The sequence below is a fragment of the Citrobacter sp. C348 genome (genome assembly GCF_047467975.1).
Classification (GTDB): Bacteria; Pseudomonadota; Gammaproteobacteria; order Enterobacterales; family Enterobacteriaceae; genus Citrobacter; species Citrobacter gillenii.
Genome location: NZ_JASJUJ010000003.1, coordinates 397478 through 415721, shown reverse-complemented (window position 1 = coordinate 415721; position 18244 = coordinate 397478). Strand labels below are relative to the sequence as shown.

Annotated in this window: 19 protein-coding genes; 1 reads left to right on the top strand and 18 read right to left on the bottom strand. The window is 49.1% G+C overall.

Going from position 1 to position 18244, the window contains the following annotated elements:
* Positions 1 to 540 precede the first annotated feature (540 nt).
* The 7 genes from hchA to virB11 form a co-directional block, all read right to left on the bottom strand.
* A complete protein-coding gene (gene hchA / locus QNN86_RS08665) occupies positions 541 to 1392 on the bottom strand; it encodes a glyoxalase III HchA (RefSeq protein ID WP_414210944.1) in 852 nt (283 codons plus the stop codon).
* A gap of 675 nt (positions 1393 to 2067) precedes the next feature.
* Positions 2068 to 2820 (bottom strand): MobC family replication-relaxation protein, encoded by a 753-nt coding sequence (mobC, locus tag QNN86_RS08660; protein ID WP_414210943.1) that lies wholly within the window; start codon positions 2818 to 2820, stop codon positions 2068 to 2070.
* A gap of 42 nt (positions 2821 to 2862) precedes the next feature.
* Positions 2863 to 4704 (bottom strand): type IV secretory system conjugative DNA transfer family protein, encoded by a 1842-nt coding sequence (locus QNN86_RS08655; RefSeq protein WP_414210942.1) that lies wholly within the window; start codon positions 4702 to 4704, stop codon positions 2863 to 2865.
* A gap of 706 nt (positions 4705 to 5410) precedes the next feature.
* A complete protein-coding gene (locus QNN86_RS08650) occupies positions 5411 to 5716 on the bottom strand; it encodes a dpoa decarboxylase (RefSeq protein WP_414210941.1) in 306 nt (101 codons plus the stop codon).
* Between the two features lie 47 nt (positions 5717 to 5763).
* Positions 5764 to 6066 (bottom strand): TrbM/KikA/MpfK family conjugal transfer protein, encoded by a 303-nt coding sequence (locus QNN86_RS08645; protein WP_414210940.1) that lies wholly within the window; start codon positions 6064 to 6066, stop codon positions 5764 to 5766.
* A 44-nt stretch (positions 6067 to 6110) separates the two neighbouring features.
* Positions 6111 to 6509 (bottom strand): cag pathogenicity island Cag12 family protein, encoded by a 399-nt coding sequence (locus QNN86_RS08640; protein WP_414210979.1) that lies wholly within the window; start codon positions 6507 to 6509, stop codon positions 6111 to 6113.
* Positions 6506 to 7525, bottom strand: a complete 1020-nt coding sequence (virB11, locus tag QNN86_RS08635; RefSeq protein ID WP_414210939.1) for a P-type DNA transfer ATPase VirB11 — start codon at positions 7523 to 7525, stop codon at positions 6506 to 6508. The genes QNN86_RS08640 and virB11 overlap by 4 nt, the downstream gene beginning before the upstream one ends.
* 37 nt (positions 7526 to 7562) lie before the next feature.
* On the opposite strand from virB11, the gene QNN86_RS08630 reads away from it, so the two are divergent.
* Positions 7563 to 8570 (top strand): hypothetical protein, encoded by a 1008-nt coding sequence (locus QNN86_RS08630; protein ID WP_192466213.1) that lies wholly within the window; start codon positions 7563 to 7565, stop codon positions 8568 to 8570.
* Here the strand turns inward: QNN86_RS08630 and QNN86_RS08625 are convergent.
* The 11 genes from QNN86_RS08625 to QNN86_RS08575 all read right to left on the bottom strand — a co-directional run bounded on the left by QNN86_RS08625 (position 8501) and on the right by QNN86_RS08575 (position 17740).
* Positions 8501 to 8767: a hypothetical protein gene (locus tag QNN86_RS08625; protein ID WP_414210938.1), complete on the bottom strand. Its 267-nt coding sequence runs from the start codon at positions 8765 to 8767 to the stop codon at positions 8501 to 8503. The genes QNN86_RS08630 and QNN86_RS08625 overlap by 70 nt on opposite strands.
* Positions 8768 to 8879: 112 nt before the next feature.
* Complete coding sequence (gene virB10 / locus QNN86_RS08620) at positions 8880 to 10130, bottom strand: VirB10/TraB/TrbI family type IV secretion system protein (protein WP_414210937.1); 1251 nt, start codon at positions 10128 to 10130, stop codon at positions 8880 to 8882.
* Positions 10131 to 10149: 19 nt separating this feature from the next.
* Positions 10150 to 11049: a P-type conjugative transfer protein VirB9 gene (virB9, locus tag QNN86_RS08615; protein WP_414210936.1), complete on the bottom strand. Its 900-nt coding sequence runs from the start codon at positions 11047 to 11049 to the stop codon at positions 10150 to 10152.
* On the bottom strand, positions 11049 to 11732 hold the full coding sequence (locus QNN86_RS08610; RefSeq protein WP_414210935.1) for a type IV secretion system protein: 684 nt from the start codon (positions 11730 to 11732) through the stop codon (positions 11049 to 11051). The genes virB9 and QNN86_RS08610 overlap by 1 nt, the downstream gene beginning before the upstream one ends.
* Positions 11725 to 11862, bottom strand: a complete 138-nt coding sequence (locus QNN86_RS08605; protein ID WP_414210934.1) for a hypothetical protein — start codon at positions 11860 to 11862, stop codon at positions 11725 to 11727. The genes QNN86_RS08610 and QNN86_RS08605 overlap by 8 nt, the downstream gene beginning before the upstream one ends.
* A gap of 83 nt (positions 11863 to 11945) precedes the next feature.
* Positions 11946 to 13010, bottom strand: coding sequence for a type IV secretion system protein (locus QNN86_RS08600; RefSeq protein ID WP_414210933.1), 1065 nt, complete (start codon positions 13008 to 13010; stop codon positions 11946 to 11948).
* 10 nt (positions 13011 to 13020) lie between these two features.
* Positions 13021 to 13248 carry an EexN family lipoprotein gene (locus QNN86_RS08595; RefSeq protein ID WP_057067596.1) on the bottom strand — a complete coding sequence of 76 codons (228 nt, stop codon included), beginning with the start codon at positions 13246 to 13248 and terminating at the stop codon, positions 13021 to 13023.
* A gap of 11 nt (positions 13249 to 13259) precedes the next feature.
* Positions 13260 to 13964, bottom strand: coding sequence for a type IV secretion system protein (locus QNN86_RS08590; protein WP_100194240.1), 705 nt, complete (start codon positions 13962 to 13964; stop codon positions 13260 to 13262).
* A gap of 20 nt (positions 13965 to 13984) precedes the next feature.
* On the bottom strand, positions 13985 to 16729 hold the full coding sequence (locus QNN86_RS08585; RefSeq protein ID WP_414210932.1) for a VirB3 family type IV secretion system protein: 2745 nt from the start codon (positions 16727 to 16729) through the stop codon (positions 13985 to 13987).
* Between the two features lie 10 nt (positions 16730 to 16739).
* The gene (locus QNN86_RS08580) at positions 16740 to 17033 is read right to left on the bottom strand and encodes a TrbC/VirB2 family protein (protein ID WP_414210931.1); all 294 of its coding nucleotides are present in this window, start codon (positions 17031 to 17033) and stop codon (positions 16740 to 16742) included.
* A complete protein-coding gene (locus tag QNN86_RS08575; RefSeq protein WP_414210930.1) occupies positions 17033 to 17740 on the bottom strand; it encodes a lytic transglycosylase domain-containing protein in 708 nt (235 codons plus the stop codon). Before QNN86_RS08575 ends, QNN86_RS08580 begins: the two co-directional genes overlap by 1 nt.
* Positions 17741 to 18244 lie beyond the last annotated feature (504 nt).

The following is an 18244-nucleotide window of genomic DNA, read 5'->3' as shown; positions in this document are numbered from 1 at the left end:
TGTTTTGAGTTTGCCATTTAGTTTTAAGATGGTTAAATTTTAGACGTTTTTTCCGGTGGTTACTAAATTTGAACGGAACGATAAGAGTAGAGCATGATGTTTTTTCCTAACCACCTGTTTTTAAGGATTAAAATGATATTGAGGTTCTGGTTTCTATGATATGGCGGAGGTGTTAGATTTTGTGAGGAGGTTTAAGGACATGGGTGTTTGGTCATTGGATCTGGTCCGTGCTTATTTTCTTCGATAAAAATTTGACCAGCATCAGATGAACACCCACACATCGTAGTCAACTAAGTCAGTTGCTGCCGGGGGGTAAAGCTCTCGCTAAAATTTTGCCACGATACGAGAGCTTGCCAGAACCTCTCAACTTCCGCTTTTGGCACGGATCGGACAGAAAGCAGGGCCACCAAATCCGGCACGAGATAAAAAAACCAAGATATGATCTGACAGATACATGTATCAATGAAACTGTCGCTGCCAGATCAATTACGCATTACTGTCTGAAAATTATGCCATTTTTTGCATTCAAATTAACAATGTTCAGGAGGCAAAAGCTGAAAGGAGCTCTTTAGCTGCCAATTGACCAAGTGCATTGGCCGCAAAAGGACTGTCACCTGTCAGTACCTTACGATCTTTGTATACGCTTCCTTTAATATCGTCATTAACAATATTCATCCCCATATGCTTAAGTGCCTCCCCAAAATACCATGTGAGATGGCCAGGCATATAACCTATATCAGGCGTCTGCTTATCAGCTGAATCTGGAAAAGCGCAAATAGAATACCCTTTAAGAGGGTTTCCACCATTGCGCAGCGAAAGGAATGCTGCTGGGCCATGGCAAATGGATATGACGAAGCGGTCATTGTTCATGAACCAGCGAAGAGTATCTGCTACTGCGCTGCTTTCTGGCAGCCCAATCAGTGCGCCGTGGCCACCAGGAATAAACACGGCAGCATATTCACTTTGCTTGTTCAGGCTATTCAATATATCAGACAATTTTTCAGGATTTTGGAACTTGTCTCTATACCGGCTGAAAAATGGCATAACTTTCTCATCATTATGCGGCATGGCCCAGTATTCGAACTTGGTCATGTAACCTGAGATTGTCGCAATGTCAAAATCAAAACCAGCGGCATGCAGGTGATACATTGGAATAAGCGTTTCAACAGGATGGTTTCCCGTTGAGAACAGAGCCCCGCTGTCAGTCAACAGGTAACGCTCATCCGCAGCGATGACCAGCACCTTCTTCCCTCCCATGCACTTTTTGGGATAGTCGTAGTCACTAAGGTCAGATACGGGGCTGGTAAACTGACTAAGGGAATAGTCAGAGGGGAAAAATGCGTTTTCTTCGGCATGATCCACTTTCGGATGTTTACTTGTATCATTTGTCATTACGTATTCCTCGTTGATTGGTGTTAACTCTCTTTCTCGGGCCTGAATTCGCCGGTTATATGGGCGATCAGGATAGCCTGAGTAGTGGTAGTCTCTTCCATACGGTTGCGTACGTATCTCAGGTGGTTTGCTACAGCATGCGGAGATAGTCCCAGTAAACCAAGAACCACTTTAGCTTTTGATGACTCATACCCCCAATCTGAACGCCCCTTTAATACCCATATTGCCGAATACAGGAATCATAATGTCGCGCAAAATGCCACTAACAAAATTATGACAATTTAATAACCTTGAACGTGGCTTTGTGTTCCAGTTTTATACCAAGAGAAATCATTCGATATCTTTATAAAATATCGATCTAACTGTAAGTAATTCATATTATTTTTTTTCATAAAAAACTTAAAATCAGTTAACTTCAGCCCGGAATATGCGTTCACTGAGCGGCCTCTTCATGAACGAAACCGAGAAAAATTAGGCTACAGTCACAACCACACCGTAGAGCAACTTCTCTCACATGCTGTTTCAGAGAATTCAGGGCCCCTCAGATCTCTTGCATCTGGAGAATGGTATCCAGAGCTATCCTGATCACCCCTGAATGCAATAGTTGCTTATACTAGGCGCATGACAGAATTATAAAATGAGAGCTATACCTTATTATCATGACTTCAGTGGAATTTAAACTTGCGTTGAGGTAGCGATATCGAGCCGTTGCAGTTCGTCAATCGTGTAGATGTGGAACACATTCCTGTGGCGGGTTTCCAGTGGGATGTGCTGATGGTTAACGATGACGTACTGGATGCTGTCAAACAGCCGTTCAAGACCGCTTTTTTTTTGCGGGTCTGGCACAATATAAAAAACGTAGATCCAGTCTTTACGGGTTCGGGCCAGTAAATGACAGGCGATGATCGACTGGTAGCGGGCTTTGGTTTTCAGATGGCGCTCGGTCTCAATGGCGATCACCGTGCCGCTGGGGAGGGCAATTAGCCCGTCCGGGCGGTGACTGACCTGATAACGGTTCAGGAAAGTTGTGCGATCTCCATGTATCCAGCCGGATGCGCCTTTTTTTTCGAGGATGATCCGCGCCATCTGATTATCAAGGTGGTGCTCCAGCGTCCAGCCTGTGATTTTTGAAGGCTCAAACCGGGCCGGGAAAATTTCATCATCAGGCTGTATTACGACCGCCAGCCCGTCGTTGGTTATTCCCCACAATGAAAATTTCTTCGTACGTGATACCAGGACGTGTTTTTGTATTAACCCCATTCCCTCAACTTTTGAAAGCAGGGAATACAGTGATTTATGATCCCTGAAGCCGAACAGCAGCATCAGTGTTTTAAAATCACTGTACGTTTCTTCTTTCAGGAAATTGAGCAGTCGTATTATCTTCTCGCGATGTCGGGTCTGGCGCTCGCGGTATGCGGTGATAAGCATCATTTCCCCTTCTAAAAGTTCAGTAACGAGGGATAATCCTCTTTACCTGCACTTGTTGTTGTGTGTTTCTCGTCCAGCTATATCAAAAAATAGATCGGGTTGTGTTGTCGTGATAACTGATGTTGATGACGGTCCGGATGACATTTCCTCCTCGTCAAAATTCAGGGCAATATTGACTCTTGCGGCGGTTGCGGCAACAGCGGGCGATACGGCACAGATCGCCAGCTCCCTTTTTTTAACCCTGATGGGAGAAATCAGTGAAGCAGAGGGGAGGGCTTTGGTGGTAAAGATAAAACTGACAAAATCAGGCAGGTTCAGCACCATATTACTGTCGATAAAGAAACGCTCGGCCTGCCTGATGGTGCGTTCGCTGTCGATAGTCTCTGTCAGCACCGCATCTGTTTTGGCTTTGCGGACCTCATCATCGACTAATATGGTGCCCGACATCCTTGCCACCCACTCAGCGGTATCAGGGTCCATGACACGATAAACCAGCTTGAATTTGGCATTCTCCACAACTGCACCCACCACGGCATCGCTTTTCAAATCCGCCGGGCAATCTTTTAAATCGGCAATGGATTGGTGGTCCATAATAATGTGTACCCCTTTATCCCGTGCCGCACCTAGGCCTTCCAGCGCAGGCTTGGATAAATGGTATTTCAGTTCGGAAAGGTAAATAGCAATAGGGCGGGGTGTGTGGTTTACCCGGTCGCGCCTTTCTGCCAACTGGTACAGGCGAACCAGCAGCATGCGCTGAGCGGTAATAATTTTGCTGTTGCGCATCGAGCCAATCACATAGCAGCAACCACCGTTATCAAATATTGTATTGAGGGAAAATCCTGTCGGTGCATTGATGGCATTGAGTAAGGCCAGCTCCTCAATTTTCCCGAAAAAGGCTTTTATCTTATCAGCGATACTTTGAACGTATTCCCCGTTATACACATCCCGAATGGTTGAGGTCGTATTACGGGCGACAAATTGTGCAGCTATTCGGGCTGCTTTGCGATCGTCAATGCGATAAAAGTCGGACTCTTGTCCTTTCTCTGCCAGACTGAAACCCGCGACAAAAAGTTCTTCCAGTTCATCAGCAGTGATATCGTTAATCAGGTTTAGCTGGTATGCCTGTTTCCTCAGGTCAATTAGGGCAAAGGATTTCCCTGCATCCTCGCAGGCTTTCCGGTAAAGGTGTGGGGCCCACTCATCATCTTTGGGGTCCATAACAAATACGCCTTCACCGGCCAAAATACTCTGATAAAGTAATATCCCGGTAGCCACCCCTTTACCGGCCCCCGTGGTCCCGATGATATCGGCATGTTGTTTTTGCCAGTCTTTTAACGGCAGGTACATCGGCTGTTTCATTCTGTTCATGCCGATAAAAATACCTTTACTCAGGTTAATATAATCCTCCGGGTTATAGTGCAATGTTTCCGGTAGCAGCGATTTCACCGTTCGGACATCAGTACGTAATTCCCTTTCCAGAGTGGTTTTTCTGACGAACCGATTTTTTACTTTATCGAGTTCAGGTGTTAACACCCTGCGCAGAAGAATATGGAAAACAAAACCGGCTGCGGTAAAGGTAATCAGTATCAGCCAGGAGAGGACGGTATTGCTGGTGGCTATCTTTATTCGGTATATCCATTGAAATAATTCGTTCACCACGGGCGCTATTGTGCCAAACAAAAAGCACAGTATGGAAAAAACTATCACCAGCTTTTTCCATAAAGGGGCGTTCAGTCGTTCATCGCTTTTCATCGACGCGAAGAATGGCATGGTCAGCCCTGAGAATAGCGCCAAAATAGGTTGATGCTGGTGCATAAAAACGAGCAGTCCCAGCATGCCGTTCACTATCGGCGATAGTGAAACGATCAGCTTATTTAACACCATAATACCTCCTTTATCGGCCATTCGCCCCATGACATCGCCCCCTCAATTCGCCCCACGGTGTTGGGCGAAAAGCTGGGGTGAAAGCAGGTGCAAACAGAGGTGGCTGCGGTGGAGCCATGTGCCGGTAGATAGACTTTCCGGCCCGAAACGACGTGCGCCAGTTCATGCGGGCTGGACGCCCTTATTGCCTGGTGCATGGGGGTAATGTCGTGGCTGAACGCCGCGCCAAAACCCCCAGGGTCAACGGCGGCACACCGTCGCCCGCTACGCGCGACCAACCCCTTTAAGACGCGCGTTTTGCCTGTTTTTTCTCGCAAGCTCCAAAAAACGGGAACGCTGCTTTAAAGGGGTTGGTCGCGCCTGATCGGTAATATCCCCGCTGGGGCGGGAAATATTACCTGGCTTGACGGTGTGCGGGGCAAGCCCCCCACAAAAAACGGCACGTGGGCGTGCCTTTTTGCTCGCTGGGGCGGCAAAATTTTTGCGGCTCCCCCGGCCTGCTTAATTCGCTGTGGGCGAATGTTCGCAGGTGGATGCGGTGCCTGAAAATTAACAATTTCTGCGAAATTGAATTTTCTGTCCGCGTTCCACTGGCTTATTTCACGGCTTAACAATTTCTCCAAAATTGAAGCCAGAAAGTAGCCAGCCTGAACCCCGCCGTCTGTCAGTCTGTGGCGTTGTGAAGCATATTGTAATTACTGGTGGTTCACACCTGTTCGCGATATATTTCAGCCCGGCATTCCTGTTCAGCCTTTAATACCTCCCGGTAGGTTTCATCATCGACTTTCGTTCCCTGATTTTCGGCGTATCGTCTGAGTTTGTCAGCATCCTGTTCATTAAGACGCGAAAGATGATGTCGCAATAAACTGATCAGTCTACTTTCATAGATCTCATAGTAAAGGCCGCATCCCTGATTCGCTTCCTCAGAGAACTTTCTGTACACGGCTCCGACCGATATTCTGTCATGAGGCATTGAGTGGATGTTGGAAATAAAAAGGTTTTCTTTATCCATATTTATTTCTCCCCAAAAAATGTACTAACATAATGGTCGGAGGTTTATTATCCTCTGCGCCTGCCAAATCTGGACAGGATTTTATTCACCGCCTCCGGGTCGGCACTGACACATTCTCCGAGGAAAGTTTTTCTGGCATTCAGTGTATGACCGGGTAAAAATCCGTGTTTATTTTTTTTGACGATATTAAAGAAAGTTTTTTCAGCTGAATGGCACTTACTCCCTCCACTGTTTCCGGTCGCTTTCCCGTACATACAAAGCACGACTTCGCATGGGGCCGCGGCGAAGCAATAAACAGGGGGCACAATGGCAATGCACAGCATTACCATCGCAATGGTGGCGTATTTCATGATGAAGTCCTTACCATAATTTCTGTACCAGGATATCGGTATATTTAATGTGAAAAATAAATATAGGTATCGCTACATGTCAGGCACTGAGTTGCAGGTTGATATTCAATAACACCTTTTGCGCCATGCTGGCGAAGCCAGCTTGTTGCAGTAAAGAATGCTGTGCCTGATGGTGCAGCAACAACAATACGCGTCGAATGCGCAACTGCGTAAAATACGTCGGGGGTCCAGAGTGTCTCGTTAAACTGCGTTGAGTGAACGGACAATAACCACTTCCCATTAACGACTGGGGAAGGATTAATAACGGGGTTGTCATTCCATTGCGGTAAACTGATATTCACTGACTCGCCCGATTTATCCCATCCAACAGATACCGGTGGGGGGGGTGACGAACAGCCGGTAAGCATTATTAAAAATAACAGTATATTGATGGTTTTCATTATGCTTTCATCTCCTCGAAGAAGGCATTACGGTGCAATGGCCGGAAATAGATATCATTCATCCGGCGCACGTTCCCGTCTAAATCAATACTGACAATAACATCCAGACTGTCCAGCACTTTGCGTAACATAAACGTGTAGGGCAGCCGGGCGCATTGTGGGTTTTCATAACAGCGAGTAATAAAACCGTCTACCGCTTCTATTGCTGAACCCGCATGAAGGGAAGTCATACTGCCTTCATGGCCGGAGCCGGTTATTTTGAGAAAATCCCAGGCTTCACCACCGCGCACTTCGGTTAACAATATACGGTCGGGATTCATGCGATAATTCCAGCGCAGAAGACTGGCTGGCGTCACAATCGAGCCTTTTTCATCTGCTGATTCGGACGGATAGAAGAGGTGGACATAGTTTTTATGAACAAAAAAGGTGATTTCCGGATTATCTTCAATGGTCGTAATACGCAAATGGCGAGGAATAAAACCAATCAGCATCTTCATGTAGGTTGTTTTCCCGGTACTGGTTTCCCCGGCCACCGCGATAGTTTTACCGTACTCCACGCACTTCTCCATGAAACGCGGGATATCTTTGGCGGTATACAGGCCCAATAATTCCTGGTCGTGTGTCTGAGTGGTTTCTGCTCTTGTTACCCTGTTATAAAAACCGGCGTCGATGTAGCTCTGGTGGGGAATTTGTACCCGTGACGGCTTTCGGATAGTAATGGAGATGGTGTTGCGCTCACAGGCCGGAGGGACAATAACCTGACAACGTTCACCGGATTCCAGCGTGGCTGACAGCCCCGGTTTGATATCTTCAATATTGTCGCCGTGATGCTTTGCCAGGCATCTGGCGAAGTTGTAGCACCCCTCATAATCCAGCGAAACACTGTGCAGCTCCCAGACACCATCAATTTTGGTAAATAGCTCGCCCGGGCGGTTGACGGCGATTTCTGTTAGTCCAGGGTGAGCAATAAAATCGCCAAAAAATCGCTGTGTATAGCGGTCGAGAGAGATGTTTTTCATGTGATATCCTTGTATCGGATACATTTGTGGAGGGAGTATGTCGAAGACGAAAGTACTGTTCGCTTATTGCCATGAACTCGGGCGCTGTTTGTCCATTGATGAAGCGCGAACGGAATTTTTTTCCAGAAAGCCGGAAGAAAGGAAGCGGTTCACTTTTTCATGTAGCGATCGCAACTGTGATGTCACCATTAGCGGTGTTAACTATCACGTCAAAGCTGAAGATGGTGAGAAATTCAAGGCTGCGCACTTCCGTTCACCTCATCCTCACAAGTTCGGATGTGAATGGCTCGAATTCACCGAGGATGCGGATCAGGACCGGCGTCCAGACGAGTCAGAGGCTGATTTCACAGAACGAAAAGCAAAGCAAAAGCTGACGGACTATATCAACTGCTTTGACCCTTCAATAGATGATCCTGATGGCGAATCATCCGATCCCGTGAAGCTTGTTACGCCTGTTCACACAAGAAAAACGGTCGGGGATGATGATAAAACGGGTACAAATGAAGAGCCCCGCTGGAGTCGCTACACGCGAACCAACCAGCTTCAGCGACTTATCGACACATGGCAGGAAGCGAAAGAAACGCTGCCTCAGGATGAGTTCCGGGCGTTGAGACTCAAGATCATGCACCATGATCAGGTCTATCTACATGAATATATAACGCATATACAGCGTGGATTGGCTAATCCGTATTCGGGCGTCATCTATGGTGGTGGGACCCTAATGCATCGGTATGGTCGGGGTTTTCTGATTAATTTCTTTGATAAACATGAGGGGAAGCCTGTTCGCCTGTATGTCAGTAAAGATCTGATGGCGAAAGGACGGTTTGGTCATTATATCGATGAGATTCTGGATACTAAAAACGTCAGATATTTCCGTATATTTTTACTCAATCCGGTTGTTTCCGAGCGGGAAAACAGCACAGGAAAAAGCGTTATCAACCTTGAAATATCAAAGCTGCGTCAACTGGCGATTTACTACGAGCTGAACTCCAGCAGGGAAGATGAATCTTCATCGCCGGAGACGGAGGAGGAAAGTCCGGCGTAGCGGGCTAATGTTGTCACAAGAATGAGTATATCGGTGACGTCAGGCAGCGATATCTGCTTATGTGCCAGCTGGATATCGTCCGAGGAAAAAGGCGGTGCATCCAAAGGGCCTTCACTGATGGTGATACATAACGGTTGCTCTTCTCCTGAGTCAATACTGAGTTCTATCAATGCGCTCCCGGCACGATAGCATGTCATGACTATTCTTCTGATTCCGGTAAGGTGTGACAGTAAGTCGTTGACGACAGCATTGCTGAAATCGTCCCTTACGATGATGTCTGTCGCCGTGACAGCAAACAAAAACTTTCGATTATTCACTCTTCATCCTCAGCGTGTAGATGCCTGAAAAATCAATATCCTGCCCTGTGACCAGATTGATGATTTCACCCTGATTTTTGTAGAGAGTCGGTGGGATATTAATGCTGTTTTCCAGCGTAGTACGTGCCATATCCGCCATAGCCTGACGGCTGTTTTCTGTATAGTCGGTATTCCGATCTTTCTGACCGGCGCTGTTGGATGCCCATGCGCCAATATCGGGGATCATACCGACCAGCAATGCGCCTCCAAATCGCTCCCTGAAATGCGAGTCGATCCAGCCATCAACGCCAGCCTCGCCAAGCTCTCCGGCAGCACTCGTATCGACCAGCGGAATATCAAGGAAAGGGGGCTGACGGGTACGCAGTTTCGTGATGATGATGAATGCGCGTCCCTGTCCATGTGTCATTCCTGTTTCTGCGCCAGTCTGGTACATCCCCGTGGCAGTGGTCCCTTTTTCTATCAGCTTTGTATTACCGCTGGCGCTCCAGATGTCTTCGGCGATCGTGCAGCGGATTTTCCCAGCCCGATCTGAGACAAAACGGTAATCCAGTGAGCAGGGAATAGTGGTATTTTCCGGCACGTACAGATCGGGATTATAAGGAATTCGCCGGACCGCTGTCGGGGACGATTCCGGCTGTGGCGACGAGGTGTTTAGCGGCTGACCGGTATCAGAAGATTGTGTCCCTGACGGCTGCTCGGTAGAGGATACCTGCGCCATTTCCTGATGCCGGGTCCGGACCGGATTTCGTACCGCCGAACCTGAACCCTCCCGGCGCACCAGAAAACGGGCTTTATCTAAGTCGGGCAGAGCCTCCGATCCGTTGGGTGTCATACTACCAGGGTTGTTGTCCGCCGGAACTGGTGTTTTCGCGTCGATATAGTGCGTACCCAGATCGGTACGCTGTCGGGAATCGGTCCGATCTGTCGGGGCCACTGTTTCCTGAGGTTTTTCTTCACCGGGCTGCCAAAGAAGATTGTGGTATATCCAGTTACCCCCCCACGCCAGTGCAATCAGGGCAACGGCAGCGAATGCCAGAAAAGCGGTGGCTTTCCCCCGCTGGCGCTTTTTCAGTTTATTGACAGTCGGCTGTATGGGATCGGTATTGTCATCATCCTGCCAGGTGTGAAGCACAGCTTCACGCTCTGCGCGGGCCTCGCGCTCAAGCGCAGCAATATCATCATCCTTCTGTGTCGGACAGGACCTGGATTCATCTGGCACAGGATGCAGATGTTCGTCATTCATGTGTACAGTTCCTCAGCTGTTAATGGGTTGCGGTTTTTTCCACTCGCTCAACCTGCGGGGAGACTGTGGCACCATCTGCGACCTGAACCCTGCCGAAACCACGATTTTCCAGGCCGACCACAGCGCCACCGGAACGCAGGACCAGACGGGGCGTGACCTCCTGAATAACCAGTACGGTGAAGTTGCCTTTCCTGCGGACACTGCTGTTAACCACATGCTCCTGGCCGTTTAGCTCTTTCGTCAAAGAGGGAATGGATTTGGCCGGGGAGAAGCCCACGAACGTAAAGCGACCATCGTCATAGGCGAAGTCCGGAACGATACGCGTGCTATTGCTCCCCGGATATTTAAGATAGTCCCAGTTTCGTGGCGTCTGCGCGGCGTTAAGAGCCTGCTGGATATCGGTCTGCTGTTGTTTCTGCTCCCGTTCCCGCGCCTTGGCTGTGACCTCACGGCCCGCTTTTTCGTGTGCTTCATCGGGATAGCGATAACTCACCTGAAAAGCAGGCTGCTGCGATGATTTTTCATCGATGACGTTTAGCTCGACGTTATACAGCCGCCGAGTGGTAACGATTAGCATGTTGGTATGCCAGTCGTGACTGTTGGGAGGAATGACCACCTGCGCTGTATTACCGTCCACTCCGGGGGCACCCTGAATCAGGGCTACCGGGCGGATACTGACCCGGTTTGCGTCTGTTGTGGCTTCCCATGCGTCCTCAAAACCTGGTTTAGCACTGATAACCGCTTCGTCATTGTCAAAGATGAGCGTGGTTACGAAACCGGGTCGGGTATTGACGACAGTGACGTTAAACGGGTTATAGACAACCTGCTGGAGACGGGCGTCGTAGCGGCTTGCTTGTGGTATTGCAGCACCCCAGGCTATACCGCACATTGCCAGTGCGAAAAGGATGATAATTTTCATTATTCAACTCCTCTGATTTCACGATCTGCCTGCCAACTGGTCACCGTAAAACCGAACGGGTTAACTTCCCGCTCTGTATCGCTCATTTCCTTACTGGGGTCGGAGTGGAATGTAAGATGGGCATCCCAGTATTCTGTACGCGTACTACTATCAGCGAGGCGGCGGATAGTTTTTTTGTAACGGAGGGTGGCGACGTTATCGGGGGCAGTGCCTTCGGTGATCTGATTAGACAGGATGTCGATATGTACGGTGTGGGCCTCATTCTGGTACACCTTATCCGGGGCGTCTTTACCTGCATACAGTGCCAGGTAATCATCATTAACCTGAGGGCTGTTATAAACCTGTACCGTTGAATAATCGTCCTGTAGGGCAGGGTAAATGTAACGTTCACGCACTCTGACGTAACTTGAGGTCATCGCCTTCTGATAAGCTTCTTCCGCTGTCAGACTCGTTTTTGACGCTCGGGTGACGTGTTCCACCCGTCCGGTATGATTATCTACAGCATACAGCTCAATAACTGTCTGTTTCAGCGGTAATAGCAGCACCACAGTGGTGAGTGCCAGTATGGCAATGAGTAAGCCCGCGCCGCCAACCATAAATCCGGCCTTCGTGGCGCGTTTGTCCCGCTCAATCATTTTCTGCTCAAAAGTGCGGGAATCCGCAATGATTGACTGTTCACTCATGATTGTTTAACTCCGCCATCATCTGAGGCGTGTTTACCGGGATGCCATGCCCACTAAAGGCCAGGGGATGGGTAGACTGCGCACAGCCGTAAAGCGCGCACAGTAAAATCAGCGCAATCAAGCGTTTCATGGGATATTTCCTCAGTGGGTTGGATAGAGGGTTGTGTTAGCGTTGGGGGCATTGACGGAAATAGCATGCAAGGGATGACAAGTTTAACGATGGAATTTTTGAACGGTTGTTTCTCTTGATTTTGCCAGACGCCGGGCCTCGTTCCTGGCGATCATTTGCTCAATGGCATACTTACGTGCCTGAGCAGCTCTGTATCCCGGGCCGCTGCCGGGTTTATCTGTACTGGCATCTCTCCATCCCTGAAGATTGTCCTGAATTGCGCGGGTTGTCTGCTTCCCGGCTCCTGCGGCTAATTTCCCTGCACCAAACGCCGCTGCGCCTATACCCACGGCGGCCAGTCCCTGCATGGAGACAGTCGCTCCCGCCCCGGCTAGTGCTCCGGCCAGTTTTGCGGAAAGGTATACCATTATTGCCGCGCAGACCCCGGCGAGACAGACCTGAGCACCTAGCTCCACAATATTAGATTGTGCAGATATTTGTATGGCAATATCTAAGCGGGAGTTTAAATAATTAACGACCACTCGTAGCGACAATGCAGAAAACAGAACCGTTAATATGGCTGCGAAAATATTTTGCAGCCAGTTGTTAAACATGGGACGTAAAAAGCCATACATGAGACAAAAGATGAAAACGGGGGCTGTGATGCTGAGCAGCAAAACCATGACCTCTGCGATCATTGCAACAAAGGCTGTAATAGTCATTAATACGAATATCCCAAGCCACACATAAAATTGAGCTGTGATGCCCTCGTCTTTTATGTACGTTGAATTATCCATGTCGTGTAACGTTTTGCCTAATACCTTCGCTTTATCCCATAAGCTATCCAGTAGTTGCCATATATTATTGTTGCCGGAAAAGCCGTCTTTTAAGCCATTGATAGCGTCAATGACCCCGTCGAGATAACCGCTGACATTGGCCACAAAGGACAGGATGATGGCCATTCTTATGATGTCCCACATGACGTCCTCCATGGGTGTGGACAACTTACCTGCCAGGCTCTGGTATCCACGCCACATGATATAAAGTGTCGCTGACGTTGCCGCCAGTCCCAGCATCATTGCGGAGTATGACATCATCAGTCCCTTTGTTGCGTCGGTGACTCCCCCTATCAGGTGTTTTTCAACACCGATAAATACACCACCAGGCATATTAACCTCACTATGAATTCAGGTTGGGAGTGGGGGCATTTAACTGTTGAATCTGAAAATGAGCTTCATTGGCATTTTTACAGTTTTCAGAGGCATCGCCGGTTTTCAGGCATTTTTCATATACTGTTTTCAGCTCATCGGGATGATCTTTGTACCACTGGGTAGTTTTGGTTTCGTCTCTGCAGCCGCAAATGATGAGGAATAAAATAGACAGGAACGAAAGGGTTAATAAACGCATGTGAAACTCCTTTAACGGTTTAAATCGGAGGTTGGTGCAGTTAACTGCTGCTGGTTCCACTGTTTTAGACGCTCATCCTCCAGCACTTTCCCGCGTTTTTCTGCCGCCTTCACACTCATTTCCCATTGATCAGTGAGCGTGTTCAGCATCACTGATTTCAACTGAATACTGTTGGCAAGGTCCTGTGACTCCTTTGAGTCTTTAGAGAGTGCAATCCGGTTAGAAAGATTATTGATCTCACCCAATGTCTGGCTGACCTGATCCTGGATCTCGTCAGTCTGCTCAAACTGAATTGCCTTATTGATAACCTGTTGTTTGCAGATATCGGCATAGCTTCCGGACTGCGCCGCGTTGCACGTATCGAAAACCCGGTACTTTGCGTATAGCGCATCGAACTGCCCGGCGATGCCACCAGAAAGTAGCAGGTCGTTGAGTGTCTGACCCGGCTTACGCAGTTTTTCCAGATCTGATTTAAGACTCTTCGCCTGATCAACGAAATCAACAATATTCCGTACACCGGTGGCCGTTGCTAACTGGTCTTTATATGCCTGAATTTGGCTCTCATAATGCTGCGCTGTTTGTATCCAGCGTTGTGCCTCTTTCAGCCATTCGAGCTCACGTAGTGGGTCAGCATCCACCAGAACAGGGATACCTGCGTGTGCCATCGGGCTGATGATCACACACGCAATAATTAATGCATGAAAACGCCGTTTCATCATGAATCTCCTGTGGATTTTCAGAGTGCCTGAGCCAGGTAGGTATCCAGCCATTCATAGGGCTGCATCCCTTCACGGTAGAGAGAGTCGAAGATTTCCAGGTTGTCGGCGCTGCCGCTCATGACTTTTGTGTACTTGCCGATACCGGAAAGATCGAGCGTCACACGTGCAGCAAAACGCTTTATGTCGCCGCGTCTAAATTGATTTTTTACCACTACATACTGACGGGCCTGCGGATCCAGGGCTTTCACGACGTCGAACACCTCCGGTTCAAACTTCATTCCGTCGACATAGTGTGCCCGGTCGGCACTGGGGTTAGCTGCCAGAATCTGCGTCCCACACTGCTCAATCACGGCAGGCGCAATTTCATCCCTGATGATCTCCGCCGGGGACTGGGTTCCTACAACCAGCATCCCGTTTAGCTTACGAATAGTTTTCAGCCGGTTATAGGCAAAATCCTTAAATACCGGATCCCGTAGCCATTTCCAGAACTCATCCATGAAGATAACCAGTCGACGTCCGTCGAGTAGGCTGGTAATACGGTACAGCAGATAAAAGGAGATCGGTGCGCAGATATTCGCATCGTCAAGGAACTCTGTGCCGTCAATGCCAAAGTTATCGCAGCGATTGATATCGAAGGTGTCTGATGCGTTATCAAACACCCAGCCAAACTCGCCACCCTGCGCCCACTGCGACAGGCGAATACTCAGGCCATTCTCCTGTGCTTCTCGGGTCGCAGGCTCCGGAAGATTCTCCAGTAAACGGGTGATCCCATGAATACGGTACTGTGGTTCATTACCGATCACCGCCAGTATGGCGTCATTTAGACGTCGCTCATTGCGGGGCGTGATGGTCGCACCGTTACGCGTACACAGCAGTTTCATCAGCTGACTGATAAAACTGATATTGCGTTTCGTGGGCGATAGCGAAAATGGGTTCCACCCGGTGGGCTCGCCATGTGTAAGACGGTAATAACGGCCTTGCAATGCCCGGATATTCATTTCAGCGCCACGATCCTTATCCAGATAAACGGTTGTCAGTCGTTTGGTTTTTGCGTCGGGAGAAAAACTCTCCGTACGGCTATATTTCTGCTGCATGTTTTCCAGAAACGTCATGAGCATGGTTTTACCCGAACCGTTGGTACCGAGAATGCAGGTACTGGCTGGATTCTTCTCGTTGAATTCATCCTTGTCCGCCAGCGTATTGTGAAGGTTCAGATAGTAGCCATCCCCTGACGGGGCACGCAGTAAGGCCATTGCATCCCCCCAGGGCGCATTATCGCGCTTGCCGGGATAGAAATTGTGTAGCGAAGCCAGCTCGACAAAATTCTGACTGCTCAGCTCACCCTTGCGGGGCCGCAAATGATAATTGCCGGGCAGTTGCGCCATATACCCGGCTGAAAGAGAAAGAGCGGCGGGAACCGATATAATGCCGAGGTTGTTCAGGGCATTGCTGATTTCGCTGGTATCGTCTACCAGACTATCCAGCGTGTGGGAAAACACCATGATGGAAAAATGGTGTTTTCCATACGCAATTTTTCCCGATGTCAGCAGGTCAAGCGCCACATCCAGATCCAGCCGCTGTGACACCGCATCATCATCTGAACTCATTAACAGACGTCGGGTGCGTTTGATGGCCTTCCGGGCTTCTTCCCGTGACATGCAGGTGTAGGACTGTGTGATCACATAATCGCAGGGGGCATAAAGCAGCGAATCCATCATCCCAGTCGCTGTTTCTTCAGGGAACTCTTTAACTTCCAGACCCCGGAAATACTGGGTGCCGCCGGCATGGTTTATCTGTCCAGACTCCCCGGAGAAAAACAGCGCTGCCGATCCCATGACCGAATATGCAGGAGCACGGGTGACACGGATCCTGCGCCATTGGTGCGCCAAGAGGTACTCGTAAAAGGATAACTGGGAGGAGAATACAGCCTGTTCTTCGCTGAAAGTACCAAGAGAGTGTGCGGCGTAGCGTGACAGAGCGGTATCGAGGGTACCTTTAATTTCCAGCATCTCCTGTAACGCACCGTCAAGCTCTTTCAGTTTCTGGCCGTCTTTCATACGCCGGTGTCCGGCTTTTTCCAGACTGGCAAAAGGGCGGTAGCAGGCAGTCAGGAACAAGCGGTTACGGCGAAACGGGTTAGCCTCCAGCGAGGTATAATACAGACGGCTGACTTCATCAGCGTAAGAGTTGCCGGATACCTTATGTAGCGAATCGGTAAATGGCTCCCTTACGTTATGGATATAGAAGGTGATCGGCATCCCCTCGAAAGAGCGGATAAGTCCGTGCAACTGGTTACGGTCAATATTGAGCGTTTCTTCTGATTCACAATCGAACGGAGTGCCCGTCAGTTCCCAGGTACAGTAGAGGTCACTATTGGGTGAGCGGACGACATGTTGATGAATATGCGATGAATACGGAATGTATTTCCTGAGCGTGGCACTCTGATTCAGTTTCATGACGTTGAGAAACTCCGTGATATCAACAGCATCATGCTCAATGGGCATAAATGCTGTTGCGCTAAATAGACGGTTTGCCGCAGGTTTTCCTCTTGCCCTGAGCCAGACGGCTATCAGGCTGAACCGCATGGGTTCATTCCTGGTGAGCGATTTCATCAGCAGAAATTCAATCGGGAGTAGGGCAAGGAAAGCGACGGAGGTCCAGACAGCAATGATGATGGTGATACCCGTGGTAGCCAGTAGAGGCACCATCGGCACCCCCCATAGTGCCGCCGGACGTTTCATTGCCTTAAGCAGCTTTGCCATAGATAACCTCTCAGCTCATCAGCAGTGCGCCGATTTCACTGCCTCCACCAATCAGGATGCCGCCAATGATGATGTAGGCACACTGGGACAGGCTTTCGCCTTTCCAGAGAGTCTTGTAACCTACCCAGATCACGGCCACGGTAATGGTGATGGCCGCCAGACCATTAAGGCCGGTGGCGACTTTTTCCATCACGGTATTTGCGCGTTGAAAGCCGTCGGCAAAAACCGGAGGTACAGAACAAACGATGAGTACAAATGCGGAAACAGGACTGAAAGCGGCCTTAAGTTTGTGGCAAAGTGTCATTATTCTTTCTCCTCACGGGGTGACAGGGAGAGGCTCCGGCGCAATGACGGTGTAGAGAACTTTTCGATGGCAATTTTCTTCAGGCGGAATTTTGAGGGGACGCCACGAACCACGCCCTTCGGCCAGATCACGCAGGGACGTAACTGGTCACCGGCAGACGTAGGCTTCAGTGACGGCGGGGATGTCAATTTTTCCTCGTGGGTTCCGGGTACGGCATAGTGGGGAGCTGCAGCGTAACCAATCCGTTGCACATAGCTGGTTCCGGAAAAAGCCGCTTCCGGCTGTTCTCCGGTACGGAAATTGCCGGAGTAGTAGCAGCTCAGTGCTCTTTTCAGCGAGCCGCCGCGTCGGTAACAGTCGTTGAGGATGTATTCGAAAACAGACAGATTGGTACAGGGATCAAGCAGGTCAGAGGCTGTCACACCGTAATGATGGAAATTGGTGCTGGTAATTTGCATCAGCCCCACAGAGTAACGGCGGCTCTGCACCACAAGGCGACGTATGATTCGCTCTGCTCTTTCCCGGCTGGTGGGCTGATGAGAAATGATTTTATTGTGACTGAAGGTGCCTGAGCCCCTTGGGATAATTTCTGCGATCGCATAGGGGTTAAAATTGGACTCCACCCTTACGACGTCGAGTGCTGTGGACGGATGAATGCTGGCGGCACACTGCATGGCCACCGCCAGAAAGGCAGATGTGGAAAGCATAGTAGCCTCGGGAATGCGGGCAGCGTACATAGCTAAAGAACCATGCATGCTGAGGGAAACTTGAAGGATTAAATGTGTGGTTTCGAGATTGTGAGCGCTTTACGCCGGACTGCCGAAACCATTATAAAGAGTGTCATGGGATATTCTTTACAGGGCTTTTGATTCGGATAAATGCTGCACTAATGTTTTTGCGGTAGATGTTTTATTTCAGCGTACCTGTTGAAAATTCCAGACCGACAAAACTATGTCACTTGGTTTTATCTGGATAGTTCTCTAATCAAAATAATAATAAACGGGTCACATCCCAATTCTGCATTCCGATTTCAACGGGTCAGCGAGAACATTCAGCGGCACACTGAATTAAGGTTGTGTGATAGCCTGATATAAATTATTAAAGAACGGTACTCGACCAAGGCTGAATAAGTTCCTTACTGTCAGGTCGATGAGCGGAAACACAATCAGGATGAATTTAATTAATATAAATTGGAATGATAAAGTGAAAAT